Origin of the sequence: Providencia sp. PROV076 (assembly GCF_028483405.1) — a bacterium.
In the GTDB taxonomy this organism is placed as follows: domain Bacteria; phylum Pseudomonadota; class Gammaproteobacteria; order Enterobacterales; family Enterobacteriaceae; genus Providencia; species Providencia huaxiensis.
In genome coordinates this window covers 1-24,832 of sequence record NZ_JAMPRR010000010.1, presented here as the reverse complement: position 1 = coordinate 24,832, position 24,832 = coordinate 1, and the positions used below count along the sequence as shown (strand labels likewise).

At 39.9% G+C, this 24,832-nt stretch carries 21 protein-coding genes and 1 tRNA gene; 13 read left to right on the top strand and 9 right to left on the bottom strand.

Annotated features, from left to right (window positions below; genetic code table 11):
* Position 1 precedes the first annotated feature (1 nt).
* Both hslO and pckA read left to right on the top strand, forming a co-directional pair.
* Entirely contained in the window at positions 2-874 is an 873-nt protein-coding gene (gene hslO, locus PSF67_RS07565; RefSeq protein WP_102140149.1) for an Hsp33 family molecular chaperone HslO, read from the top strand.
* Positions 875-1,077: 203 nt separating this feature from the next.
* Complete coding sequence (pckA, locus tag PSF67_RS07560) at positions 1,078-2,697, top strand: phosphoenolpyruvate carboxykinase (ATP) (protein WP_166268261.1); 1,620 nt, start codon at positions 1,078-1,080, stop codon at positions 2,695-2,697.
* A gap of 233 nt (positions 2,698-2,930) precedes the next feature.
* On the opposite strand, the gene PSF67_RS07555 is transcribed toward pckA, so the two are convergent.
* The 4 genes from PSF67_RS07555 to PSF67_RS07540 form a co-directional block, all read right to left on the bottom strand.
* A complete protein-coding gene (locus tag PSF67_RS07555) occupies positions 2,931-3,629 on the bottom strand; it encodes a pirin family protein (RefSeq protein WP_166268263.1) in 699 nt (232 codons plus the stop codon).
* Positions 3,630-4,404: 775 nt separating this feature from the next.
* Positions 4,405-5,037, bottom strand: coding sequence for a retron system putative HNH endonuclease (locus tag PSF67_RS07550; protein ID WP_140171905.1), 633 nt, complete (start codon positions 5,035-5,037; stop codon positions 4,405-4,407).
* Positions 5,037-6,398, bottom strand: coding sequence for an AAA family ATPase (locus PSF67_RS07545; protein ID WP_195697991.1), 1,362 nt, complete (start codon positions 6,396-6,398; stop codon positions 5,037-5,039). Before PSF67_RS07545 ends, PSF67_RS07550 begins: the two co-directional genes overlap by 1 nt.
* 403 nt (positions 6,399-6,801) lie before the next feature.
* Positions 6,802-8,004 carry an NAD(P)/FAD-dependent oxidoreductase gene (locus tag PSF67_RS07540; RefSeq protein ID WP_272676713.1) on the bottom strand — a complete coding sequence of 401 codons (1,203 nt, stop codon included), beginning with the start codon at positions 8,002-8,004 and terminating at the stop codon, positions 6,802-6,804.
* Between the two features lie 375 nt (positions 8,005-8,379).
* Here PSF67_RS07540 and pitA point away from each other — a divergent pair, with 375 nt between their 5' ends.
* The gene (pitA, locus tag PSF67_RS07535) at positions 8,380-9,870 is read left to right on the top strand and encodes an inorganic phosphate transporter PitA (protein WP_102140160.1); all 1,491 of its coding nucleotides are present in this window, start codon (positions 8,380-8,382) and stop codon (positions 9,868-9,870) included.
* Positions 9,871-10,002: 132 nt separating this feature from the next.
* Here the strand turns inward: pitA and uspB are convergent, their stop codons facing one another.
* On the bottom strand, positions 10,003-10,338 hold the full coding sequence (uspB, locus tag PSF67_RS07530; RefSeq protein WP_102140153.1) for a universal stress protein UspB: 336 nt from the start codon (positions 10,336-10,338) through the stop codon (positions 10,003-10,005).
* Positions 10,339-10,789: 451 nt separating this feature from the next.
* Between uspB and uspA the strand changes: the two genes are divergently transcribed.
* Complete coding sequence (uspA, locus tag PSF67_RS07525) at positions 10,790-11,224, top strand: universal stress protein UspA (RefSeq protein WP_004263149.1); 435 nt, start codon at positions 10,790-10,792, stop codon at positions 11,222-11,224.
* Between the two features lie 267 nt (positions 11,225-11,491).
* Positions 11,492-12,826 (top strand): NADP-specific glutamate dehydrogenase, encoded by a 1,335-nt coding sequence (gdhA, locus tag PSF67_RS07520; protein WP_004263145.1) that lies wholly within the window; start codon positions 11,492-11,494, stop codon positions 12,824-12,826.
* 83 nt (positions 12,827-12,909) lie between these two features.
* Here gdhA and rsmJ read toward each other — a convergent pair whose 3' ends face one another.
* The gene (gene rsmJ, locus PSF67_RS07515) at positions 12,910-13,680 is read right to left on the bottom strand and encodes a 16S rRNA (guanine(1516)-N(2))-methyltransferase RsmJ (RefSeq protein WP_272676712.1); all 771 of its coding nucleotides are present in this window, start codon (positions 13,678-13,680) and stop codon (positions 12,910-12,912) included.
* Complete coding sequence (gene prlC, locus PSF67_RS07510; RefSeq protein ID WP_102140155.1) at positions 13,673-15,715, bottom strand: oligopeptidase A; 2,043 nt, start codon at positions 15,713-15,715, stop codon at positions 13,673-13,675. Before prlC ends, rsmJ begins: the two co-directional genes overlap by 8 nt.
* Before the next feature lie 309 nt (positions 15,716-16,024).
* Here prlC and PSF67_RS07505 point away from each other — a divergent pair.
* From PSF67_RS07505 to PSF67_RS07485, 5 genes are all read left to right on the top strand, one after another.
* A tRNA-Sec gene (locus PSF67_RS07505) sits at positions 16,025-16,119 on the top strand.
* A gap of 513 nt (positions 16,120-16,632) precedes the next feature.
* Positions 16,633-17,052, top strand: a complete 420-nt coding sequence (locus PSF67_RS07500; RefSeq protein ID WP_166266154.1) for a DUF6088 family protein — start codon at positions 16,633-16,635, stop codon at positions 17,050-17,052.
* Positions 17,021-17,824, top strand: coding sequence for a nucleotidyl transferase AbiEii/AbiGii toxin family protein (locus PSF67_RS07495; protein ID WP_272676711.1), 804 nt, complete (start codon positions 17,021-17,023; stop codon positions 17,822-17,824). Before PSF67_RS07500 ends, PSF67_RS07495 begins: the two co-directional genes overlap by 32 nt.
* A gap of 159 nt (positions 17,825-17,983) precedes the next feature.
* Positions 17,984-19,018, top strand: coding sequence for a virulence RhuM family protein (locus PSF67_RS07490; protein WP_195697994.1), 1,035 nt, complete (start codon positions 17,984-17,986; stop codon positions 19,016-19,018).
* 72 nt (positions 19,019-19,090) lie between these two features.
* Entirely contained in the window at positions 19,091-19,252 is a 162-nt protein-coding gene (locus PSF67_RS07485; protein ID WP_168222873.1) for a hypothetical protein, read from the top strand.
* Positions 19,253-19,395: 143 nt separating this feature from the next.
* Here PSF67_RS07485 and PSF67_RS07480 read toward each other — a convergent pair whose 3' ends face one another.
* Positions 19,396-20,310: a LysR family transcriptional regulator gene (locus PSF67_RS07480; RefSeq protein WP_102140589.1), complete on the bottom strand. Its 915-nt coding sequence runs from the start codon at positions 20,308-20,310 to the stop codon at positions 19,396-19,398.
* A 111-nt stretch (positions 20,311-20,421) separates the two neighbouring features.
* Between PSF67_RS07480 and PSF67_RS07475 the strand changes: the two genes are divergently transcribed.
* On the top strand, positions 20,422-21,624 hold the full coding sequence (locus PSF67_RS07475) for an MFS transporter (RefSeq protein WP_272676710.1): 1,203 nt from the start codon (positions 20,422-20,424) through the stop codon (positions 21,622-21,624).
* Positions 21,625-21,691: 67 nt separating this feature from the next.
* Positions 21,692-22,807, top strand: coding sequence for an alpha/beta hydrolase (locus PSF67_RS07470; RefSeq protein ID WP_407072739.1), 1,116 nt, complete (start codon positions 21,692-21,694; stop codon positions 22,805-22,807).
* Positions 22,808-23,038: 231 nt separating this feature from the next.
* Here PSF67_RS07470 and PSF67_RS07465 read toward each other — a convergent pair whose 3' ends face one another.
* A complete protein-coding gene (locus PSF67_RS07465) occupies positions 23,039-23,401 on the bottom strand; it encodes a YibL family ribosome-associated protein (RefSeq protein WP_102140591.1) in 363 nt (120 codons plus the stop codon).
* Positions 23,402-23,730: 329 nt separating this feature from the next.
* Here PSF67_RS07465 and PSF67_RS07460 point away from each other — a divergent pair, with 329 nt between their 5' ends.
* Entirely contained in the window at positions 23,731-24,288 is a 558-nt protein-coding gene (locus tag PSF67_RS07460) for a tyrosine-type DNA invertase (RefSeq protein ID WP_102140592.1), read from the top strand.
* Positions 24,289-24,832 lie beyond the last annotated feature (544 nt).

Sequence of the window (24,832 nt, the reverse complement as noted above, 5' to 3'; positions counted from 1 at the left end):
TATGGCAAACCAAGACTCACTCCACCGTTTTTTATTTGAACAACATTCCGTTCGTGGAGAAATGATTAGTGTTGATGAAACTTTTGAACATATTTTAGAAAACCATGACTACCCAACAGCGGTAAAAGGTTTGCTAGGAGAGTTGCTTGTTGCAACCAGTTTATTAACGGCAACGTTGAAGTTCGATGGCGATATTACTGTCCAAATTCAAGGTGATGGCCCTGTTAATTTGGCGGTTATCAACGGTAATAATTTACAACAGATGCGTGGTGTTGCACGTGTAGATGGCCCGGTTGTTGCAGGTAGCACCCTGAAACAGATGGTTGGTAACGGCTTTATAGTGATTACTATTACACCGAGTCAAGGTGAACGTTATCAAGGGATTGTAGCGATCGAAGGGGATTCTATCGAAGAAAGCATTGATGCCTATTTCCGCCAATCAGAGCAATTACCAACCCGTTTATTCATCCGTGTGGGTGAAGTGGATGGGAAACCAAGTGCAGGTGGCATGTTGTTGCAAGTTTTGCCTGCAGCAAATGACACAAGCCATGACTTTTTTGACCACTTAGTGCAACTGACGGCCACGATTAAGGGCCAAGAACTGAGTACATTGGATGTGAAAGAGGTTTTACATCGTCTTTATCATGAAGAAGATGTCACGCTATATGACCCACAATCTGTCGAGTTTCGTTGTACTTGTTCAAGGGAGCGTTGTGAAAGTACATTAGCCACCTTACCTAAGGAAGATGTTATCGATATTTTGCACAAAGATGGGAAAATTGATATGGAATGTGAATTTTGTGGCTCACACTACGTATTTATTGAATCTGATCTTCAAGGGTTAAATAATGAGCTAAATCAGCAACTTCACTGATACGATTTAGCAACCTAATTATGTGACAAGGGTGCAATTCTGCACCTTTTTTTTATAATTTTAAAGCATTATTACGTGCTCTAAGTCTCATTATGAATTAAAAAAAATTATACATTTTCAATTCTTTGATAGCAATCGCTGTTAATTAGTCGTAAAGAATTATGATCATCCGCAGATTAGTTATGTTTACCAGGAGCAATATAATGAGCGCTAAAAGCATTACCCTGAAGGAACTTGAAAAGTACGGTATTCATGATGTAGCTGAAGTGGTTTATAACCCAAGTTACGAGCTATTATTCACGGAAGAAACTAAGCCAGGACTTGAAGGTTATGAACGTGGAACAGTGACCACTTTAGGTGCTGTTGCGGTTGATACTGGTATCTTTACTGGCCGTTCACCAAAAGATAAATATATTGTACGTGATGACGTGACTCGCGATACAGTTTGGTGGGCAGACCAAGGTAAAGGTAAAAATGACAACAAACCTATGTCACAAGAAGTTTGGGCGGATCTCAAACATTTAGTGACGGAACAACTGTCAGGTAAACGTTTGTTTATCATTGATGCATTCTGTGGTGCGAACGCTGACACGCGTCTAAAAGTACGTTTTATCACTGAAGTTGCATGGCAGGCGCATTTCGTTAAAAACATGTTCATTCGCCCATCTGATGAAGAGTTAGTGGGTTTTGAACCTGATTTCATCGTTATGAATGGTGCGAAATGCACTAACCCGAATTGGAAAGCACAAGGTTTGAATTCAGAAAACTTTGTTGCGTTCAACTTAACAGAACGCATGCAACTGATCGGTGGCTCTTGGTACGGCGGCGAAATGAAGAAAGGTATGTTCTCTATGATGAACTACCTGTTGCCATTAAAAGGCATTGCATCTATGCACTGTTCCGCTAACGTCGGTGAGAAAGGCGATGTAGCTATTTTCTTTGGTTTATCTGGAACAGGTAAAACCACGCTTTCTACCGATCCAAAACGTAAGTTAATTGGTGACGATGAACACGGTTGGGATGATGACGGCGTATTCAACTTTGAAGGCGGTTGCTACGCAAAAACGATCAACCTATCTAAAGAAGCTGAGCCAGACATCTATGGCGCTATCAAACGTGATGCGTTATTGGAAAACGTGGTGGTATTGGCTGATGGTTCAGTCGATTTCAATGATGGTTCAAAAACAGAAAACACCCGTGTTTCTTACCCAATCTACCACATTGAAAACATTGTAAAACCTGTTTCTAAAGCAGGCCATGCAACAAAAGTTATCTTCTTAACCGCAGATGCATTTGGTGTGTTACCGCCTGTTTCTCGTTTGACGCCTGAGCAAACTCAGTACCACTTCCTGTCGGGCTTTACTGCGAAATTAGCCGGTACAGAGCGTGGTGTGACGGAGCCGACTCCAACATTCTCTGCATGTTTTGGTGCTGCATTCTTATCACTGCACCCAACACAATACGCTGAAGTATTAGTTAAGCGTATGGAAGCAGTGGGCGCGAAAGCTTACTTAGTGAATACAGGTTGGAATGGTACAGGTAAACGTATTTCTATCAAAGATACACGTGCCATCATCGATGCTATCTTAAGTGGCGATATCGAAAAAGCAGACATGATTAAACTGCCGGTATTCGATTTAGAAGTCCCAACAGCATTACCGGGTGTGGATACCAATATCCTTGACCCACGTAATACTTATGCAGACAAAGCACAGTGGGATGAAAAAGCGCAAGATTTAGCGGAACGTTTCGTGAACAACTTTGATAAGTACACGGACACTCCAGCAGGCGCGGCACTGGTGAAAGCAGGGCCAAAACTGTAATTGGTTTTGTGAGTAGGTAGTAGCAGAAAGGCTCTACGTTGGTAGAGCCTTGAGGTTGTTGACAAAGCGGGATAAAAGCGTGGTTTTTCCCGCTTTGTGTTATCAGCCGAAAATCAATAGATTGATTTTCCTAATTTATCTTCAAAACCTATTAGACTTGCTGCCAAACATAATATGTTTGTCAGCAGTCTGAAGGCTCTACGTTGGTAGAGCCTTTTTTGCTGTGAAAATGATTATTCTGCGGCTGGTAAGTCAAACAATAGAATTTCGCTATCTTCACTCGCTTTGATGGAGAGTTCAGTTTCCTGCCAAATGGCTAAACCATCGCTGGTGGTTGCTTTTTGGCCATTCACTTCAACATCCCCTTTAACGACTTGGATCCACACGACACGTTTATCCGCAATCCTATGAGTGTGTGTTTTATTAGCAGGCAATGCCCAGCGCCACAGTTCCATATCTTGATAAACTTTCAATGCGCCATCACGCGCATCCGGTGATAGCACCAATTGCTTGCCATCTTTGGAATCGAACCGTTTTTGCTCATAACGTGGCTCAATACCTGTTCTTTCAGGAATGATCCAAATTTGGTACAGATGTAGCTCTTCTTCATTGCTTGGGTTGTATTCAGAATGACGAATACCCGTACCTGCACTCATGATTTGGAATTCACCCGCAGGGATTTGCTCCATATTGCCCATGCTGTCTTTATGTTCAACAGCTCCATTGAGCACATAGGTCAATATCTCCATATCTTTATGGGGATGTGTTCCAAACCCTTGGCCTGCAGCAATAAAGTCTTCGTTAATCACTCTCAGCGCAGAAAAGCCCATAAATTGCTCGTCATAGTAGCTAGAGAATGAAAAGGTATGCCAACTGTCGAGCCATCCATGGTTTGCATGACCACGTTCGTTTGCTTTGCGTAAATAGATCATCGTGTTCTCTCCTGTACGGATTCCAACCTTGGTTGAACTCGCTCTAAATGTATTGATGACAGTTTAACCATTTTGCTAAAAGAGAAAAGTAGCTGCCATTAACCATAGGATCCAAAAAATTTGAATAAGTAGGTTTGAGATAAGTTAAGAAAATGGATAGGAAATGATGATGTGGGAATTTTAACCAATTAAGCCGTTGATGCAGATAAAAAAATAGCCAGCGCGAGGCTGGCTAAAGTAAACACTGGAAGCAATGTGAGCAATGTCGTACTTCTTACAATAGGTGACTAAGTAACCGTATTGAGGAAGTGATGATAATGATAATAGTTATCACTATCGTTTGTAAAGCATTATTTTTAACCAAAATAATATATCTTATAATTAAAACTGCAATTATATGATTTCTATGGAATTAAATATTAACCATTATTTTTCAATGGATTAAGAGATATTCGGTTAAAAGGACATTAATACTAAAACATTATGAATATCGTTATGACTTAAGTTAATTATGGTTAATACATTTATTTGCTTTGTGCTGAGGTTGCGAGTTTTTGAATGATTTTAACGATAGATATTCAGAAAACGAATGGTCTTTGCTCGTGATATGATAGAATACGCTGTAGTAAATTGGATCAGCGTGCCAGTGTGGGGTACATTCTGCTATGCGGTGTTATTTGGTAAACAAAGAGCTGAAGTTGAGAGTAGAGGGATTAATTCGAATTAACCCCTCTTCGTAATTGAGTAACTCTTAGCTATAATGTTGACTTTATATTTATAATTTTTTTGATAAATAATCAGCTAAAAAGCTGTAATAAGGCATTTTTTGACCATTGTTGTTAATAGCAAGTACTTTGTCATGCAATTTTTGAATGTCTTGCTTACTACGGGTGCCTTTTTTCCGTGAAAGTTGTTCTTGGACAGCTTTTAATGCATGTTGACGATTTTTCACCAATCGAGTTTCATTGAGATTTAAAACCTCATTTAACTCTTTGTCAAAGTTACAGTCATTCGAAGTTACTTTCCCTGAACCATGTATATAGGTAATTCGGCAGTCTATGGCATGTTCTGTATTTGCAGGGGAATAAGTGAGTGCTTTATTTTCTTTCTTTTTATCACAAGTATATGTGTCCTTTCGTTGTCCTTCGTTGCCACAACAGCATGCTAATAAGTTATTATAATCAAGCTCTAAATGTTGGTTGTTATCTTGGCAAGCCCAATGTTCAATTCTCATTTTTTGACTATCGATCCTACTCATGCAGTATGCACAAACATACCCTTGCTCCCTAAGTAGCGAATCTTTCAAATCTTCTCGAACTCTTGTGGGTAAATTATCGTAACGGGCTTGAGGGTCATTTTTATAAGAAGTTAAACTATTAGGTTGAATATGTTTAGTGATTCTATACATTAGTCATCCCACCCAGCCAATTCAATAGATAATTTAGCTTTAACTAATTCTGGAATTTCACCTTCTATTTCCTCTTCTAGCCTCTGGATTTGTTCTTCTGCTTCCGAATACTTTTTATCAGCGATCAATGTATTTATAGACTCTAATTTTGCAAAAACATCTTGGTTTCTCGAAAGTTGTTCATTAACCACATCTGTGTTCATCACTTCATCTAAAATATCATTACTGCTTAATCCATACGATTGCGCTGGGTTTTCTAAAGTATAGTAACCTTCGCTTGTCTGTTTGATTAATTTAATATTTATTGCGGCTACATTTCCTAAGACTTGCGGGCTATGTGTAGTCAGGATAAATTGTATTTTAGGAAATGCTGCTTGAATGCTTTTGACTATATGCTGTTGCCACTGAGGGTGTAGGTGCATATCTACTTCATCAATTAATACTATACCTTCTACCGATTTAAGTATACCGTTGCCAATATGTGGGTTTAGCTTTATTGCACGATAGGCGATATCTGCAATTAAGCCAAGAATATTGCGCACGCCATCACTCAATAAGTTAATTGGGACATCACCTTGCTTTTTATGAGTGGCAACAATTTGCCCCGCTTTTGAAGAATAACGGACATTCGACCAACCCGATGGAAGTAATACTTGGTTTAACGCTTGTTGGAGCTCATCGAGTCGAGCTTGAAAGTGATTACTTTTCACTAAACTACTTGAATGACGTTGCTCCTGAATTTCTAATTCTCGTTCAAAACTTGCCATCGTTTCATGGTAAAGCCAGTTTACAAAATGGCCATAACTTGTTCGTGGTTTGAGCCAGTCGGTATAACCCTCTAATCGACTTGCATTAGAAAGTTTTGGCATTTTTTTTGTTGGGCCAATATTCTGATTAAACAGTCTATCTGTTCCATAATAAGCAACTACAGGTAGGGTAGGGTTAGCTCCCTCTTGAACCATTTTTTGTAGAAATTGTGCGCTATTTTTTTGTTCTCGTACAATCGTTGTCTTTGTATTCTTTTTGACGCTATTACGAAAGCGCTCCCAATTCATTGGGTACTCTGTATTATGAGGCTCCGCGGTACTTGCAGAAATACGGCATGGAATTTGGTACTCCATGCTAAACTCGTCATTACCAACATCTATTCTGGCAAGGTGTGTTTCACTAATGTGTATGCCTCGATCTGTACTAGTACCAAAACCACTCATAAACTGTCCATAAGCAATAGATATAGCTTCGAGTAAGCTCGTTTTACCAGTGCCATTTAGCCCTACTAGAATATTTACATCAGGCTCAAATTCTCCAGTAAAATGTTTAAAGCCCCTATAATTGTCTAATGTTAAAGTTTTTAACTTCATATTTATGCCTTAATATATTTATTAGGTTCATTTTGTACTCTATGGGAGTAAATTTCAAATGTCTAAATCACAACTGAGACTCACCGCTTATTAGATACTTGGAATATTTAACATTAGATAATTTTAGTGTTTTTAATAGAAGAGTGATGATAGGAAACAGCGGAAATTGTTTTCGAATATTAATTAATGAATCGAAATATTCAGATCAATAAAAAAACAAATTTCTTATTCAGGTATCGTATGATTGCTTTGACCTGATTTGATTCCGTCAATTTTGCCACTATGTTATTAGAGTGAACATCTTGTTCTCTCTAATTATCGGCCCCTTCAACTAAACTATATTTTGCTATGATATATGCGTATCCAAATTTGATTGGCTATATTATAGCCTAGAGTCTAAATTTTATTCTCCTGAAACTATCGGCAGGCTTTCTGCGCATGCAGCTGCGGAGCTCCATGCCCATTGGAAATTGTAACCTCCTAGCCAGCCGGTCACATCCATCACTTCACCAATAAAATACAGGTCTGGTACTTTAAGTGATTGCATGGTTTTAGATGATATTTCGTGAGTATCAACGCCACCCAATGTCACTTCGGCGGTACGGTAACCTTCCGTTCCATTAGGTTGCACCCGCCATTGGTGTAAGGTGGTGTGTAATGCTTCAATTTGAGGATGATTAAGCTGTTTTAGAGCACACTCAGGGATTTGTCCTTGGGCTTGTAATACCTCAATTAGCCGTTTTGGTAATAATTTAGCTAAGGTATTTTTCAATGATTGATTTGGGTGCTGTTGTTTCTCTGAAACGATAAAATCATTGACGGAGATATCTGGAAGTAAGTTAATACTCACGTACTCGCCAGGGTTCCAGTAACTGGATATTTGTAAAATAGCTGGACCAGAAAGCCCCCGATGGGTGAATAAAATATTTTCTTTAAATACGGTGCCGCTTGCCGCTGTTACCGTTGCAGGGACAGAGATACCTGAAAGTACCTGTAAGGTTTCTAAAAGGGGTTTATGTAAGGTGAAGGGCACCAGTGCTGCTCGTGTTGGAATAATAGTATGCCCAAACTGTTCCGCAAGACGATAGCCAAAAGGGGTCGCACCTAAACCTGGCATAGATAACCCACCCGTTGCGACAACCAGTGAGCGAGCACTTACTTGGCTCCCATTCACCGTGACTAGAAAGCCCTCTGGTGTTTTTTCGACACCAGTGACTTCACTGCGAAGTTTTATTGTTATATTTGGTAAATTACACTCATTTTGCAGCATATCGACGATATCTTGTGCACTATTATCACAAAAAAGCTGCCCTAGGGTTTTTTCATGGTATGGAATATTATATTTAGCGACTAAGGCGATAAAATCCCACTGTGTATAGCGAGCAAGTGCTGACTTACAAAAGTGTGGATTTGTTGAAATGTAATTGCTGTGTTCTGCGTACATATTAGTGAAATTACAGCGCCCACCACCGGACATCAATATTTTTCTGCCTAATTTTTTCCCGTTATCAACTACTAGCGTCTTTAAACCGCGTTTGCCAGAGTGTGAGGCACAAAATAAACCCGCAGCGCCAGCACCTAAAATAATAACGTCGAAATTTTTCACAGTAAGTATCTCTATATATGTTTGATTTTTAGCATAATTACATTGATGACCGGGATATTTTACGTCATCTCATCGGGATTGTAATGTAAAGCTTTGAGGAAGAACTGATGAAAACTATACAGGACGTATTATAATTAGAGAAATTCGTCTAAAAAAAGCAAACAACGATTATTTTCTGGAAATATCGTTAAAAAGTTTCAAAAATTCAGAATAAGTTTGATTGCTTTAATTTATTGAAAAATATGGGGTAATTGCCATGAGGTACTTTTTTGATGAGTAGTTAAATCAAAAAAAGGTTAGATTTTGCTTCCACCGCCAGCGTTTGTCACTGATAATGCGCCGCGTTCATGTCCAACATATAATGGCTTAACGTCTATGCTACATCTTTTTACAGGTTTAGAATTTCATACAGGTCTATTATTAGTTCTGGCACTGTTATTTGTGCTGGTCTATGAGGCTATAAATGGCTTCCATGACACCGCTAACGCGGTAGCTACGGTTATTTATACCAGAGCAATGCGGGCTCAGTTCGCAGTTGTCATGGCAGGGGTTTTTAACTTTTTTGGTGTCTTGCTGGGAGGGTTGAGCGTCGCATATGCAATTGTCCATCTCTTACCAACAGACCTCTTGCTTAATGTGAGCTCAGCTCACGGCCTTGCAATGGTTTTTTCATTGCTCTTGGCTGCAATTATTTGGAACCTTGGAACTTGGTACTTCGGTATTCCTGCTTCCAGTTCGCACACGCTGATCGGGGCGATAATCGGGGTGGGTTTAACCAACGCGATTGTGACTGATTCGTCTGTCGTTGATGCCTTGAATATACCGAAAATGATCAGTATTTTCATGTCATTAATTTTGTCTCCCGCTATCGGTTTTGTGATTGCCGGTTTGATGATTTTCTTTTTGCGCCGTTATTGGAGTGGCACAAAGAAACGTCGACGCATTCACTTAACACCAGCGGAACGTGAGAAAAAAGATGGTAAGCGTAAGCCACCATTCTGGACCCGTACTGCATTGATTTTGTCAGCAGTTGGGGTAAGTTTCTCCCATGGTGCGAACGATGGCCAGAAAGGCATCGGTCTTATCATGTTAGTGCTAATTGGTGTTGCTCCAGCAGGTTTCGTTATGAATATGAATTCTAACGGTTATGACATCGCAAAAACGCATGATGCGGTTGTCCACCTGCAACAATACTATGAAACACATAAACCAGCGTTAAACCATGCAATAGAAAATGCGCCTGTCGTTGCAGAAAGTAGTGATGAACCAGGTGGCGAATTCCATTGTGATAGCACGCGTACTGGCGCTATTTTAAATCAAGCTCAAACGATGCTAAATGGCATTCAAAGCTATGAAGAGCTGACGCCAGACCAACGTAACCACGCACGCCGTTTGCTGATGTGTATCTCTGATACTGCTAATGCGGTTGCGAAATTACCAGAAACAAGCTCGAAAGATGCCAGCTTACTGAAAAAACTCAGTAATGATTTGCTGTATACCGTTGAATATGCACCTCTGTGGATCATTATTGCGGTTGCTTTAGCATTATCATTAGGCACCATGTTTGGTTGGCAGCGTGTTGCTGTGACCATTGGTGAGAAAATTGGTAAGAAAGGCATGACTTATGCGCAAGGCGTATCTGCTCAGGTGACTGCAGCGGTGTCTATCGGCGTGGCAAGTTATACTGGTATGCCCGTTTCAACAACGCAGGTTTTATCTTCTGCCGTTGCGGGGACGATGGTTGTCGATGGTGGCGGTGTACAAACAAAAACCATTAAAAGCATTGCGTTAGCATGGTTATTAACTTTACCAGTGTCCATTGTGTTATCGGGTGGTTTGTACTGGCTATCGCTGCTGTTTATCTAGTCGCACTAATTTGGGCTTCATACATGAGTATGGAGCCTTTAACAGTTACATGAACACAGTAATCTACATATACAAAATAGTGATGATCGTAAGGTCATCACTATTTTTTCATTAGTCAGTCACTAATTACAATTAACCCGTTATCAATAAATAGACTAAACTCACGACAACAAGAATGCTGAGCCTGCTTATCATCATGAATTGCTTGCGGATCCGCTCACAACGCAAAATAACTTCAGGGTCATAATGTTCAAGGTACTGTTTGTTATTTATGTATCGAACTAACCGTAGTTGTTTGTTCAGTTGACCGTGTGTAGTAAAAAAGCCATTACCATCAACGGATTGATAAAGCAGAGGGTCTGAATCCCTTAAAATAGACAATAAAACACGAACGGAAGAAAAATACCGCATCATATTTAAGATGCACAAAATGCATAATGCCCAAAACAATGCAATCATACTGAACATAATCCTCTCCTTAGAACCTAGCTCAAGCTCACAGCAATTGTCGCAAAGGAAATACAGCAGAAAAATTGTACTTATACTCAGTTATTTTATTGTAGGATAAATTACTGTTTAAAAAAAGTGCAGTTAGCGCAAATTTGTGATGACTTTTTGTTTTCATTGAAGAAAATAAAACTGAATGGTTGAACTTTAGTATCACAGTTTGCGGTGCAACTTTGTTGTTTTTCTAAGCTAAAATATTTCCCATAACTCGAATTTTTTAGGGCAATATATTAATATTGTATGAATGATGTTATTGTTTTATAAAATGTTATATGTAGTGATGATTTTAAGGTTAATCTGCTTAGATGTGATCAAAGCAACACTTAATAATCACAATTAGCAGGTATAGTATTCATAAAGATGTGGTGAAGGCATAACCACCAGATAATCAGCATTCGGAAGGAGTTTACTTATGGCTTACAAACATATTCTTGTTGCGGTAGATTTATCACCTGAAAGTAAAGTATTACTGGATAAGGCTGTCTCTATGGCAAAACCTTATGGGGCCAAAGTATCTATGATCCATGTTGATGTTAACTATTCAGACCTCTATACCGGTCTTATTGATGTCAATCTTGGAGACATGCAGCAACGTATTACTGATGAAACACGTAATGCTCTGAAGGATTTGTCTGCGGGTGCAGGTTATGAAATTCAAGAAACACTCAGTGGCAGTGGTGACTTAGGCCAAGTACTGGTCGATGCCATTAAAAAATACAATATGGATTTAGTCGTCTGTGGACACCACCAAGATTTCTGGAGCAAGCTCATGTCTTCTGCTCGCCAGTTAATCAATACCGTTCATGTGGATATGTTGATTGTGCCACTAAATGATGATGAAGAATAATCCATATCACTATATTTGAAATATTATTCACTAAAAACGCTTGCTTATGCAGGCGTTTTTTTTGTTTCAAAATATGTATCTTGAGGGAGTTATTGGCAGGTCAAGCAATTTATTTTGCTATTGAGTGAAAAAAAACCTTGAATTTAGAATACAAACTAATGATATATTCAATAGGCAAACGCAAATCAACCTCACATTTCCTAAAAATAATGAAAAGAAAGAGTGAGGCACATCACAACAACTACAATGTTAAAAAGGAAGACATAGATGACACAATCACTATCTTCGTTCTTGGAGTCTGTCCAAAAAAGAGACCCTTCTCAACCTGAATTTCTACAAGCGGTGCGTGAAGTATTCACTTCCCTTTGGCCGTTCTTAGAGCAAAATGCTAAGTATCGTGACCAAGCATTACTTGAACGTTTTGTTGAACCTGAGCGTGTAATTCAATTCCGTGTGTGTTGGGTAGACGACCAAGGTAAAGTTCAAGTCAACCGTGCATGGCGTGTACAATTTAGCTCTGCAATCGGTCCATTCAAAGGTGGTATGCGTTTTCATCCGTCTGTGAATTTATCCATTCTGAAATTCTTAGGCTTCGAACAAACACTGAAAAATGCCCTGACCACATTACCAATGGGTGGTGGTAAAGGTGGCTCTGACTTTGATCCTAAAGGTAAAAGTCATGGTGAAGTGATGCGTTTCTGCCAAGCATTGATGACTGAGCTTTATCGCCATATTGGTTCTAATACTGACGTCCCAGCAGGGGATATTGGTGTGGGTGGCCGTGAAGTGGGCTTTATGACGGGTATGATGAAAAAACTGTCTAATGACACTTCTTGTGTATTTACTGGTAAAGGATTGTCCTTTGGTGGCAGTTTAATTCGCCCTGAAGCAACTGGTTACGGTTTGGTTTATTTCACCAATGCGATGTTAAAACGCCATGGCCTAGGTTTTGAAGGAATGCGTGTCGCAGTTTCTGGTTCAGGTAACGTTGCACAGTACACCATTGAAAAATGTATGGAACTAGGTGCGAAAGTGGTTACTGCATCTGATTCAAGCGGTACTGTCGTTGATGAAGATGGTTTTACAACAGAAAAACTCGCACGTTTGGAAGAGATCAAAAACAACTATGGTCGCATTGAAGAGTATGCAAAAGAGTTTGGCTTGACTTACTTAGCAGGCCAGCAACCATGGAATGTACCTGTCGATATCGCTCTGCCATGTGCAACACAAAATGAGCTGGATGTGGATGCAGCAAAAGTGTTAATCAAAAATGGTGTTAAAGCGGTGGCTGAAGGGGCTAATATGCCAACAACTATTCCTGCAACGGAGCTGTTCCTTGAAGCGGGAGTGCTGTTTGCACCAGGTAAAGCGGCTAACGCAGGTGGTGTTGCGACCTCTGGTCTAGAAATGGCACAGAATGCGGCTCGCCTAGGTTGGAAAGCAGAGAAAGTTGACGCTCGTCTGCACCACATCATGTTGGATATCCACCAGCACTGTGTGGAATTCGGTGGCGAAGAGAAACAAACAAACTATGTTCAAGGTGCTAACATCGCAGGCTTTGTAAAAGTCGCTGATGCAATGCTTGGGCAGGGTGTGTTGTAATTCTCTGACCTCAAAACGTACGCGAAAGGGCGGCTGTATCATACTGATAATTTCACCTGTACATACGCCCTTCGCCGTTACGTTTATTCGCTACTTTTAATACATGGATAGATATCAAACCGATGGTTTTTAGTGGTAACCGCTGATGGGGCTTTTTGTCCCGCAAGGGGCTCTGCGTAATCAGGGCGCTTAACAACCACTCTACGTTTAGCCAAAGCAATCGCAGGGGCTAACAATGAATCTGCATCATCATCTGCTCCCACTAATGACTGAAATACTCGCATTTCTTTCTTCACTAAAGCATTTTTTTGCCGATGAGGGTACATCGGGTCAAGATAGATAACATCAGGCGCGTGGGTTATCTCGTTCAGTGCTGTAATACTGGATGCATGAATCAATGACATTCGCTCTTGTAACCATGGGCCAATTTCTGCATCTTGGTAGCCTCGTTGTAAACCATCATCCAATAGGGCAGCAACCACAGGGTGGCGCTCCAACATACGGACATGGCAACCGAGAGCGGCTAGAACAAAGGCATCACGCCCTAGGCCAGCAGTGGCATCAATCACATCGGGAAGGTAATCTTTTTTGATCCCGACAGCTTTGGCAACAGCTTCACCGCGGCCTCCACCAAATTTACGACGATGGGCCATCGCCCCAGAGACGAAGTCGACAAAGATCCCCCCTAACTTAGGCTCATCTAGCTTACGTAGTTGTAAGTTTTCAGGCGTAAGTACAACAGCCATAACGGCATCAGGGGTGTGAGAAAGCTGCCATTTTTCAGAAAGTTGAGAAAGAGTGCCGGGATCGGCACCCTCTTCACAGATCAATTGGATCTCAATACGATTAGCCATGAATACCATAGCTCTTCAACATGGCATCTAATTCTGGTTTGCGACCACGGAAACGCTCAAACAGTGCCATTGGCTCTTCTGAGCCACCACGACTTAAGATATTGTCGAGGAAAGACTGGCCTGTTTGGCGGTTAAAGATGCCTTCTTCACTGAAACGTGAGTATGCATCTGCCGCAAGCACATCTGCCCATAAGTAGCTGTAATAGCCAGCGGCATAGCCACCTGCGAAAATATGGCTAAAAGCATGTGGGAAGCGAGACCATGTTGGTGAAGGGACCACAGCGACTTTATCTTTAATTGCATATAACGTTGGCATGACTTGCGCGCCTTTCGCTGGGTCATATTCAGCATGCAAGGTGAAATCAAACAGGCCAAACTCCAACTGGCGCAGAACAAACATGGCTGATTGGTAGTTTTTTGCTGCTAACATGCTATTGAGCATTTCTGTTGGTAATGGTTCGCCTGTCTCATAATGGCCAGAAATAAATTCGAGGGCTTCAGGCTCCCAGCACCAGTTTTCCATAAACTGACTTGGCAATTCGACGGCATCCCATGGTACACCGTTAATCCCAGCAACATCAGCAACATCGATTTGCGTTAACATATGGTGTAAGCCGTGACCAAATTCGTGGAATAAGGTCGTGACTTCATTATGGGTAAACAGTGCGGGTTTATCACCGAGTGGCTTGTTGAAGTTACAAGTTAAGTAAGCAACAGGATTTTGTAATGAACCGTCTTTATGTACCATGCGGCCAACACAATCATCCATCCAAGCACCGCCGCGTTTGTGTTCGCGGGCGTAGAGGTCTAGGTAGAAGCTACCACGCAGAGTGTTGGTTTCGTCATAGAGTTCGAAGAAACGCACATCTTTATGCCATGTTTCCACATCATGACGCTCTTTGGCGGTTAAACCATAGATACGATGAACAACTTCGAATAACCCATTTAGGACACGTTGTTCAGGGAAATATGGACGCAATTGTTCATCATTTAATGAGAATTTATGCTGTTTTTGTTTTTCGCTGTAATAGGCTAAATCCCATGATTCAAGCGTATCGACACCATAATGCTCTTTAGCAAAAGCCGTCAGTTCAGCCAGCTCATTTTCCCCTTGCTGATGAGCTCGGTCAGCTAAATCATTGAGGAAATTCAGCACTTGTTCTGGTGATTCGGCCATTTTGGTGGCAAGGGATTTCTCTGCGTAGTTTTTAAAACCTAATAATTGTGCCAGTTCGTGGCGTAAAGCCATCAGTTCATCAATTAATTCGCTGTTATCCCATTTACCTGCATTTGGGCCTTGGTCAGACGCACGGGTGCTATATGCATGGCTCATCTCACGACGCAATTCTGCGTTATCAGCATAGGTCATAACAGGTAAGTAGCTTGGCATATCGAGGGTGAGTAAGTAGCCTTCTTCGCCTTTTGATTCAGCCATGGCTTTTGCTGCGGCAATTGCACTTTCTGGCATGCCTGCTAATTCTTTTTCGTCTTTAATGAGCTTACTCCAACCCATAGTCGCATCAAGGACGTTATTGCTAAACTTAGACGCTATTTCCGACAAACGTGCAACAATTTCACCATAACGTTGCTGTTTTTCAGCAGGTAAGCCAATTCCAGATAATTCAAAATCACGTAAAGTATTTTCGATGGATTTACGTTGGGCCTGGTTAAGGGAATTAAATTCAGCCCCTTCTTTTAATGATTTATATGCTTGATATAAAGGCTCATGTTGCCCCATCCAAGTACTGAACTCGGACAGTAATGGCAAACATTTTTCATACTCTTCGCGCAGTTCTGGACTGTTTTTCACGGAGTGTAAATGGCTGACTGGCGACCAAACACGAGAAAGCTTATCACTGGCTTCTTCTAAAGGTTGGCACAGGTTGTCCCAAGTATATTGATCCGCTGCGCTCAGCAGGTTTTCTACTGTTTGGCGATATTCATTGAGTACGTGTTGGACTGCGGGGAAAATATCCGCGGGCTCTATAGTAGAAAAACGGGGTAGTGCGGAATCGGCTAATAATGAATTTGTCATAAAACATCCTGTGATTGCAGGCTTGTGCTCGTAGGCCAAGGCTTACTGTGTTGACAATAAAAGTTAAATGGCGAACTTAAACCCAAATATGGTCAATGTTATGGGTGATAGAACTAGCACGCCATTGCGAATATAAGAAAGTATATGGGGGCAAATGTACAAACCTCAATATCAATCTAACGTTTTTTCTTATTAACGCTTATCAATAAATGGGGTTTTTATTGGCTTTTATCAATAAAGGCAATAGTTGTAGTTTCAATGCTTTGGAAAATAATGAATTCAGTCTATAATCACTTTCCAATCTATAGAGGAAGATCGTCGTCTCCGGTGAGGCGGCTGGATTTCAAATCCAGTTGGGGCTGCCAGCAGTCCCGGGCAGGTTCGACTCCTGTGATCTTCCGCCAAACGCAGTTTCTGAACTTCTCTCAAAGTCTATATTTTCCTTTTAAATCAATAAGATTAATTATCTCGGAGTCTGTCTGATTCTCCCCATGTTTACTGGTTTATACCCCTGTTTGGGGGCAAAATTGGGGGCATAATTTTTCCCTATTTTTTGGATGCCCCCACGATGAAGCCTTACGCCCGCCAGGTAGCGGCCTCAAGGCCAATGGTAACCCCCTATAAAATGACCGATGGAGGGGGGTTATATCTCGAGGTTAACACCAATGGATCAGAACGATTATATTGGGAAAACTCTAAAACGGTGACCAATTTTTGTTGACCACTACAACCGAAAGGTGCCTTAAGCAGTTGTATTTTTGCTGAATAAAATCAGATAAGACGCTGACTAGCTAACTGATAAATACATGGATATTAAGGCTCATTTATTATCTTATTATATAAAAATAATGTGTTGTTTTTAATGGAAAATTTGCTAATATAAGAATATATTTACCTGTTTTTAAAAGGAGTCGACTATGTTTTTAAAACAGAAGCTGTTGCGCTCCATTGCCAACAGAAAAGGTACTGTGATTTTACGTTCAGAATTAGAGCATCTAGGCAGTAAATCACAAATTGGCAAAGTGCTAGCGGCACTTGTTGAAGAGGGTATTATCATTCGAGTGAGTTTAGGTGTTTATGCGAAAACTCGTTTTAATCGATTTGCAGGTAAAAGGACGGTAGCAGCACCATTTGAGTCAGTTGTGGAGGAAACCTTTCAAAAGCTTAATGTTCAAGTAACTCAAGGACAGGCTTTAAAGGATTATAACGCAGGTAAAACGACTCAAATCCCAATGCAGCTACAAATTCGAACTCCAGGAAGGAAAATATCTCGAAACATCACTGTTTCAGGTAGAAATGTTCAATATGAAAAAAATTACGGAAGACCAAATTGCTGATATTCAAGATGCAGAGGCTGCAGGGTTATTGAATGGGCTACCTGCATTTGTTGCAGAAAAAGATGTCCATGTAACAGATGCTCTGCGTGTTTTGGCAAGCTTGCATATTGTACATGAAGCTCAGTTGAAAGGATTTGATCCTAGAAGTAAGAAAGTACCAAATGAACCCATCAATATTGATTTACCAGTTAGGTTTGTTTTCGCTGGTGGTACTTGCTTATCGAAGGCTTATAATTTAATTAACCGAACGTCAGAAGATATTGATATAAAAGTTATTCTTCAAGAAGTCCCTTCTAATTATAAATTAAAAAGAGAATTCCCTTCAGATAAAGCACGGCTAAAAGATATTCATCATCAACTTACTAAAAACCTTGAGGTTCTTGGCTTCTACCTCACAGATAAAGCTGGTGGAAATCCAGAAATTAATGATAAACATCGCCATTATAATGTTGATTTAAGCTATAAAGGGCACTTCAGTAGCGGGGGAGCTAACCCTTTGCGTAGTTGCATTAAGGTTGAACTGATAAATCGCCCCATTAATTTAGAGACTAAAAAATTAAAGATTAATTATCTCTATCAGCAATTAATAAAAGGCAATAATTACCCTGATTTTGATATCGAGTGTATTAATATTGCAGAAACGCTTGCTGAAAAAGTGTTATCACTTTTAAGACGATTTGCAATGTATTGTGATGATATTAAACTGAATAAAGCGCCGTGGGTAATGACTGAAAAAATGCATGAATATTTTTCTTGCAAAGAAAGAATATAGATAATAGTAGTATATTGTTTTTTCATAAAATAATGTGCTTGCTACCTATTTGCTGGTGGCCTTATTTTATTTGTTAAATATGCTATATTGTTGTTCATATTTTATGCATAACGTATAGACATAGTTTATGCATAACGTATAGAGAGCGGAGGCAATTTGATGAGCGACAATCTTCCTGAAGCACCACAGGGCGAATTTGTTTTGTTCCGCAGTGAAGATGGCCAAACTCACGTTGAATGCCGCTTTGAGTCTGATACGCTGTGGTTATCTCAGGCATCCATTGCTGAACTGTATGGAAAAGATGTTCGTACAATTAACGAACATCTTGTTAATATTTTTTCTGAAGGGGAACTTGCTCAAAACGCAACCATCCGGAAATTCCGGATAGTTCGATTAGAGGGAAATCGTCAGGTCTCCAGAGAGATCGACCATTATAGCTTACCTGCCATTCTTGCTGTCGGTTACCGTGTCCGTTCGGTTCGCGGCACACAGTTTCGTCAATGGGCAACGCAAACACTGGAGCAGTATCTGGTCAAAGGGTTTGTGATGGATGATGAACGACTGAAGAACCCGCCTGTCGGTCAGTCAGTCGTGCCTGATTACTTTGATGAGATGCTCGAACGCATCCGTGATATTCGCGCCAGTGAGCGACGTGTGTATTTACGGGTGAAAGATATATTCACTATGGCAGCGGATTACGAGCCTTCCAATAAAGAAACCAATCGTTTCTTCCAAACCATTCAAAACAAACTGCATTTTGCTTGTACTGGCATGACTGCTGCTGAGCTTATAGCCAGTCGTGCAGATGCTAGCCAGCCGGATATGGGCTTAACCAGCTATAAGTCGGACGAAGTTCGTAAAACGGATGTGACGATTGCGAAGAATTATCTACGTGAAAATGAGCTCAAAGAATTAAACCGTATCGTCAATATGTGGCTCGACTTTGCCGAAGACCAAGCACTGCGCCGTAAGCAGGTTTTCTTACAGGATTGGGATACCAAGCTGGATCAGTTTTTAAGTTTCAATGAGCGTGAAGTTTTGCAGGGTGCTGGTGGGATTAGTAAGAAAATTGCTGACGAAAAAGCCAAAGAAATGTTTGATATTTATGCTCAAAAGCGTCGCCAATTAAAAGAAGCTGAAGGGGCAAGGGCGAATATTGCGGCGTTGAAAGACTTATTGAAAAAAAGTAAATAAAAGAAGCCGCTTGCTAGTTTTTGCGTAATGTTTTGCTCCCTAGTCTTTTATCAGGATAACTAAGGGGTTGAAGTGGGTAAGTCACACACACAAGCTTATGAATCATTCAAGCTGTTGGAAGAACAAAAATATGAAACAAGGGCAACTCATATTTTCGATTGTGAACCAAGTTTGGCAGTATTTTTGTTATTGATTGCCTCAACTCAGGACTCCCTAAAAGGATCGATTTTTTAACTAAAAAAGAATAGTGATGTACAGAAGAATAGAGGAAGGAAATGATTGTTTCTAAAAACCTATCACTCAAAAGCCAATCTGGGAGCATTAATGGGGGTACTGCTATTTAGCCAACTCCATAAACTCATTTAATATCAACGCCATTACCCACATAGTGCGACTCCTTTGTTCCGATACCTTATTGCTTCTACAAAAGCCATAAAAGCGGGTGAGGATTGGCGACGGTTTGGGTAATACAGATGGAAACCTTCAAAGTAAGGGCTATAATCGATTAATACAGCCTGTAACTTACCCTCGGCAATATAAGGCTCTGCTAAATGTTCAGGAATATAGGCTATTCCCATTCCATCAAGTGCTGCATTTAACTGGTGTAGTGTACTATTGAAAACGAGTTGCCCATCCACCTTTATACTCGTTGTACGGCCATCTTGTTTAAATTCCCATGCATAAATAGCCCCCGCAGCACGATGGCGAATATTGATACATTGATGTTCAGATAAGTCGTTAGGAAATAAAGGCTTAGGGTGCTGTTTAAAATAGTCAGGTGAAGCGACAGCAATTAAGCGCCAATCTGGCCCAATGCGAACTGCTATCATGTCTTTATTGATATCATCGCCAATTCGAATTCCTGCATCGAAACGCTCTTCAACAATGTTTGTAAAACCATAGTCCACATATATTTCTATTGTGATATCAGGATATTTTTGTAAAAAATTATTCAATATTGGTCGAATATAAATTTCTATTTGGTCATCGGTACAACTTAAGCGAATAGTTCCTCTAGGGCTGTCTCGTAACTCACTTAATGCATTAAGTTCAATATCAATCTGTTCAAATAATGGGTGGATGGCATTCATTAGCTGTGCGCCAGCCTCTGTCACTGAAACATTTCGGGTTGTTCTTGCGAGAAGCCGGATCCCTAAGCGTTCTTCCAAAAGTCGTATTGTATGGCTCAATGCCGAAGGCGTCACACCCAGTCTTGCGGCCGCTTTTGTAAAACTTTGCTCTTGAGCAATGATAAGAAAAGCGTGCAAGTCATTCATTTTACCTTTCATCATTAATGAATTTTTCTCACAAGTTCATGAAGATTATACCCACTAATTAAATTATTACCTGTATGACATGATGATGTCCATTAAATATCGTAGGTACATAGGCGAATATAACTGATGGATAATGTCATTTTTCAAAAGCGAAATTTTCCTGAAAGAGCGAATTGGAGTGCAGTTTTTGCCATGACGCTATGTGTTTTTGTATTGATTGCCTCAGAATTTATGCCTGTGAGCTTGTTAACGCCGTTAGCGCTTGATTTTCAGGTAACTGAAGGCATGGCAGGACAAGGTATTACGATCTCAGGAATATTTGCTGTCATAACGAGTTTATTTATTTCTGCGCTGACTCGTCATTTAAATCGTAAAACTTTATTGCTCGGGCTCGCGTTCTTAATGGGGCTGTCAGGTGCAATGATTGCTTTGGCTCCTAATTATTATGTTTATATGGTTGGCCGTGCGCTAATCGGTGTTGTTGTTGGCGGTTTTTGGTCTATGTCTGCCGCGATAGCAATGCGCCTTGTACCGATAGATCAAGTTCCTAAGGCACTGGCTATTTTCAATAGCGGCAATGCACTAGCAACGGTTATTGCTGCACCTTTAGGGGCTTATTTAGGCTCAACTATTGGGTGGAGAGGGGCATTTTTAGGCTTAGTACCTATCGCGATTGCAACTATTGTGTGGTTATGGGTGAGTTTACCCTCAATGCCAACTGCTCCGAATAGTCATCAAAATACGCCTCAGATTCTCAGTATTTTTAGCTTTTTTAAATACCGGGTTGTCACACTGGGTATGCTTGCTATCGGTCTATTTTTTATGGGGCAATTTACCTTATTTACCTATGTGCGCCCTTTTCTTGAGACCGTGGTAAAAGTCGATATCTCGATGGTGACATTTATCTTGTTACTTATTGGTATTACTGGATTTATCGGAACTTTACTGATTAATCGTGTATTAAAAATAGGGTTCTATCAAATATTAATCACGATTCCATTATTGATGGCCAGTATTGCTGTATCACTTATTTTCTTTGGCTATTCCACTCTTACTGCCACCGTATTATTGAGTCTTTGGGGGTTTATCGCGACTGCCGCGCCTGTTGGTTGGTGGAGCTGGATACCTCGAATATTTTCAAATAACACAGAAGCAGGAGGGGGGTTGATGGTCGCAGTGATCCAACTTTCCATTGCCTCAGGTGCTTCGGTGGGAGGCATAGTATTTGATTTGATGGGCTATGAAAGTACTTTTGCAATCAGTGCGTTATTTCTTGTAGTTGCAGCAATACTTGTTCAGTGCACAGCAAAGGCTGAAAAGGAAACATAACCCATGGGCTGGAATATCACCAAAACAAGCGGTGATAGAGCTTTTCCAAAGAAATGACTAAAAGAGGATGTACATTATGGATCATGAACGTAGAGATTTATTGAAATTAACGGGGGCAAGTATTGCTGTTGCAGGTATGGCATCGATAATTACAGCGCCAGTATTAGCGCAACCAAATACAAATTTCAGTGAGCTATGGGATAAAACCTTTGTAAAAAGTGATAAGGTTGAACATAAAAAAGTCACATTCAAAAATCGTTATGGTTTAGCCTTAGTCGGAGATTTATATCAACCTAAACATAGTGGTGGATTATTTTCTGCGATTGTATTGAGTGGTCCATTTGGCGCAGTAAAAGAGCAGTCTTCGGGGTTGTATGCGCAAACATTAGCAGAGCGTGGTTTTATTACTCTCGCATTTGATCCCTCTTTTACGGGGGAAAGTGGTGGTGAGCCTCGAAATGTTGCTTCTGCGGATATCAATACGGAAGATTTTAGTGCGGCTGTTGATTTTTTAGGTCTACAGCCAAATGTTGACCGTAATCGTATTGGGGTGCTAGCTATTTGTGGATTAAGTGGTATGGCTTTAACCGCAGCGAGTAGCGATTCACGTATTAAAGCCGTAGCGACGGCATCAATGTACGATATGTCTCGCAGTATTAGCCGCGGGTACCAAGATAGTTACACCATTGAAGAACGACATAAAGTGATTGATTATCTTAGCCAGCAGCGCTGGAAAGATGCAAAAAATGGACACTATGCTTTAGGTTACCATGAGGTGCCATTCGATGAGGATGGCAATATTATCGAGGGGCAACGTGTTTTACCGGAGACTTTGCCAGAGAATGCACCGCCTGTATTAGCCGCATTTTTTGATTATTACCGTACTCCTCGAGGTTTTCATCCTCGTTCAATTAATTCAACAACCGCGTGGACAGCAACAACGCCTATATCTTTTTTTAATTTTCCAATGCATACCAATATTGAAATGATATCACCAAGACCAATTTTGCTGATTGCGGGGGAAAATGCACATTCTCGTTATTATTCAGAAGATGTGTACAAAGTGGCTTCAGAACCTAAAGAACTCTTGATTATTCCAAATGCTGATCATGTTGATTTATATGATAATCCAAGCAAGATCCCTTTCGATAAACTCACTGTTTTCTTTCAACAGAATTTATAAATATAGTAGCGCATTATTTTTTAGTAAAATAGTGTGCTTGCTGTCAGTTACCGCGTTCGATCTGTTGGTGGCACTCAATTTCGCCAGTAGGTAATACAGAAACAGTATCTGATCAAAGGGGGGATGATTAACGGTTGAATTACTGGCTAGCGGTTCATAATCACGAAAAGTGTATTAAGAACCTTCCAGTATTCGTTAGGTATTGCAGACTTTAATTGGGATGATTTTTAACTAAAAATCAGTTTTAGCAAAACCCGTCATAACATCCAGTTCCATTTCACGGCCTAATGCCGTCATTGGATGGACGATTATTAAGCCTCGCACTGACTTTTTCAGTTTGCCAAGGTCGGCTTGTTCTTTCTTAGTGATGGGGCGCTTGAATGGCATATCTACAAGCTTTTGTGCTTCTTTGCTTAGTTTTTTGTTACGCAGCGCTTTCAGGCGAGCGATTTCAATTTCCAGTGTCGCTTTTTCTTTCTCTAGCTCTGAATGTTTTTCTACTTCACTCGTCAGCTGCATACTTGCCATCTGGTGACGAATAAGGTCTAAACGGTCGCTAAGAAGTTTAATTTGTGTTTTTTCAATTTCTTTCATTGTTCATTAACCGTGGATAAATTTCTTGCTGGCAAGTATACACTATTCTAGATAAGGGGGGAAAAGGGATACAGGCTAATGCCCATGTGAGGCTACCTTTATCGTTCATGCAATGAAAACAATATAACTACCTTATAAATCAATTTCCACTCAACTATTCATCATATTTCGTTTTTTATATCCTAGTGACATCATGATTAAGTTGTTGCATTTCGGTATCATCACTGACTTTTCTGACATATTATATTTAATTTTCTGGAAAATTATTATTTTTAGTTAATTTATCGTTGGTATATAGCGAAATATAATGAGGTATAGATGAGATCATAATGACTAAACGTAAATTTATTACACGTACAGAAGTTAATTCGTTATTGGATGCTACAAAGCAAGGTCGCTATCCTAATCGAGACTATTGCTTGTTATTAATGAGCTTTCTGCATGGATTAAGAGTTAGTGAGCTCACTCATATCACAATGGCTGATATTGATTTGGCGCAGAAAGTGATATTTATTAGGAGACTAAAAGGAGGGCTGTCTACCGTACAGCCTATAATCCCCGAAGAGTTTAATGCGATTGAAAAATGGCTAGTTGAAAGAGATTCTTGGAAAACAGCAGGGTCAGATTGTTTATTCATTTCACAAAAGGGAAGCCAAATTTCTCGTTATCAAATTTATCGCTTATTTGAGCAGTATGGGAAAATTGCAGGGCTTCCTGTAAAGCTTCATCCTCATATGCTAAGGCATGCATGCGGCTATGCTTTAGCTGATTTGGGTAGGGACACTCGATTAATCCAAGATTATTTAGGACATCGAAATATCGCCCATACTGTAATTTATACTGCTAGTAATGAAAAAAGATTTAGTGGTATTTGGTCGAATCAATAAGTAATTTAATGAGTTGTGTCAACATAAAGCTAACGCTAAACATAATAATATGAACTAAACATCAAGAATACCTCGGTTATTTAGGTGATTGATTTTATAAAACTGAGGTATTCTTATGCATATTAAGGGCAATGATTATTTTTAAACCCATAAATAGCATACTCAAATAATTTATTTTCCAGTCACTAAAAACAAAATTAGTTAATAATTTTATTTATTCTTTTTTTTTGAATTATCATGATTTAATTACTCAAATTAAGAGTGTCAGCAAATCACTTTCGTGGTTAACTAATTATTATCATATTTTAATCATTTTCTTCACAATAATAGTCTATTTTTGATTATCCAATAAAGCCGCTCTGTGAAACGGCACGATGTAAGTGAAATCATTTAGATGATAAATTCATATTTTTGGTTTTTGTAAGTTAAAAACCTTTAATTGATGTTTTAAAATACAGCAATATAAAATATAACAAAAAAATTAATCAATTATCAATAACAATCAATTGGATAAATAAAATACCTATGAAAATCAATGCATAAT

Bases quoted from the DNA above. Each gene is read 5' to 3' on its own strand.
- hslO (WP_102140149.1), top strand. From the start codon at position 2: ATGGCAAACCAAGACTCACTCCACCGTTTTTTATTTGAACAACATTCC.
- pckA (WP_166268261.1), top strand. From the start codon at position 1,078: ATGAGCGCTAAAAGCATTACCCTGAAGGAACTTGAAAAGTACGGTATT.
- PSF67_RS07555 (WP_166268263.1), bottom strand. From the start codon at position 3,629: ATGATCTATTTACGCAAAGCAAACGAACGTGGTCATGCAAACCATGGA.
- PSF67_RS07550 (WP_140171905.1), bottom strand. From the start codon at position 5,037: ATGTATAGAATCACTAAACATATTCAACCTAATAGTTTAACTTCTTAT.
- PSF67_RS07545 (WP_195697991.1), bottom strand. From the start codon at position 6,398: ATGAAGTTAAAAACTTTAACATTAGACAATTATAGGGGCTTTAAACAT.
- pitA (WP_102140160.1), top strand. From the start codon at position 8,380: ATGCTACATCTTTTTACAGGTTTAGAATTTCATACAGGTCTATTATTA.
- uspB (WP_102140153.1), bottom strand. From the start codon at position 10,338: ATGTTCAGTATGATTGCATTGTTTTGGGCATTATGCATTTTGTGCATC.
- uspA (WP_004263149.1), top strand. From the start codon at position 10,790: ATGGCTTACAAACATATTCTTGTTGCGGTAGATTTATCACCTGAAAGT.
- gdhA (WP_004263145.1), top strand. From the start codon at position 11,492: ATGACACAATCACTATCTTCGTTCTTGGAGTCTGTCCAAAAAAGAGAC.
- rsmJ (WP_272676712.1), bottom strand. From the start codon at position 13,680: ATGGCTAATCGTATTGAGATCCAATTGATCTGTGAAGAGGGTGCCGAT.
- prlC (WP_102140155.1), bottom strand. From the start codon at position 15,715: ATGACAAATTCATTATTAGCCGATTCCGCACTACCCCGTTTTTCTACT.
- PSF67_RS07500 (WP_166266154.1), top strand. From the start codon at position 16,633: ATGTTTTTAAAACAGAAGCTGTTGCGCTCCATTGCCAACAGAAAAGGT.
- PSF67_RS07495 (WP_272676711.1), top strand. From the start codon at position 17,021: ATGAAAAAAATTACGGAAGACCAAATTGCTGATATTCAAGATGCAGAG.
- PSF67_RS07490 (WP_195697994.1), top strand. From the start codon at position 17,984: ATGAGCGACAATCTTCCTGAAGCACCACAGGGCGAATTTGTTTTGTTC.
- PSF67_RS07480 (WP_102140589.1), bottom strand. From the start codon at position 20,310: ATGATGAAAGGTAAAATGAATGACTTGCACGCTTTTCTTATCATTGCT.
- PSF67_RS07475 (WP_272676710.1), top strand. From the start codon at position 20,422: ATGGATAATGTCATTTTTCAAAAGCGAAATTTTCCTGAAAGAGCGAAT.
- PSF67_RS07470 (WP_407072739.1), top strand. From the start codon at position 21,692: ATGTACATTATGGATCATGAACGTAGAGATTTATTGAAATTAACGGGG.
- PSF67_RS07465 (WP_102140591.1), bottom strand. From the start codon at position 23,401: ATGAAAGAAATTGAAAAAACACAAATTAAACTTCTTAGCGACCGTTTA.
- PSF67_RS07460 (WP_102140592.1), top strand. From the start codon at position 23,731: ATGACTAAACGTAAATTTATTACACGTACAGAAGTTAATTCGTTATTG.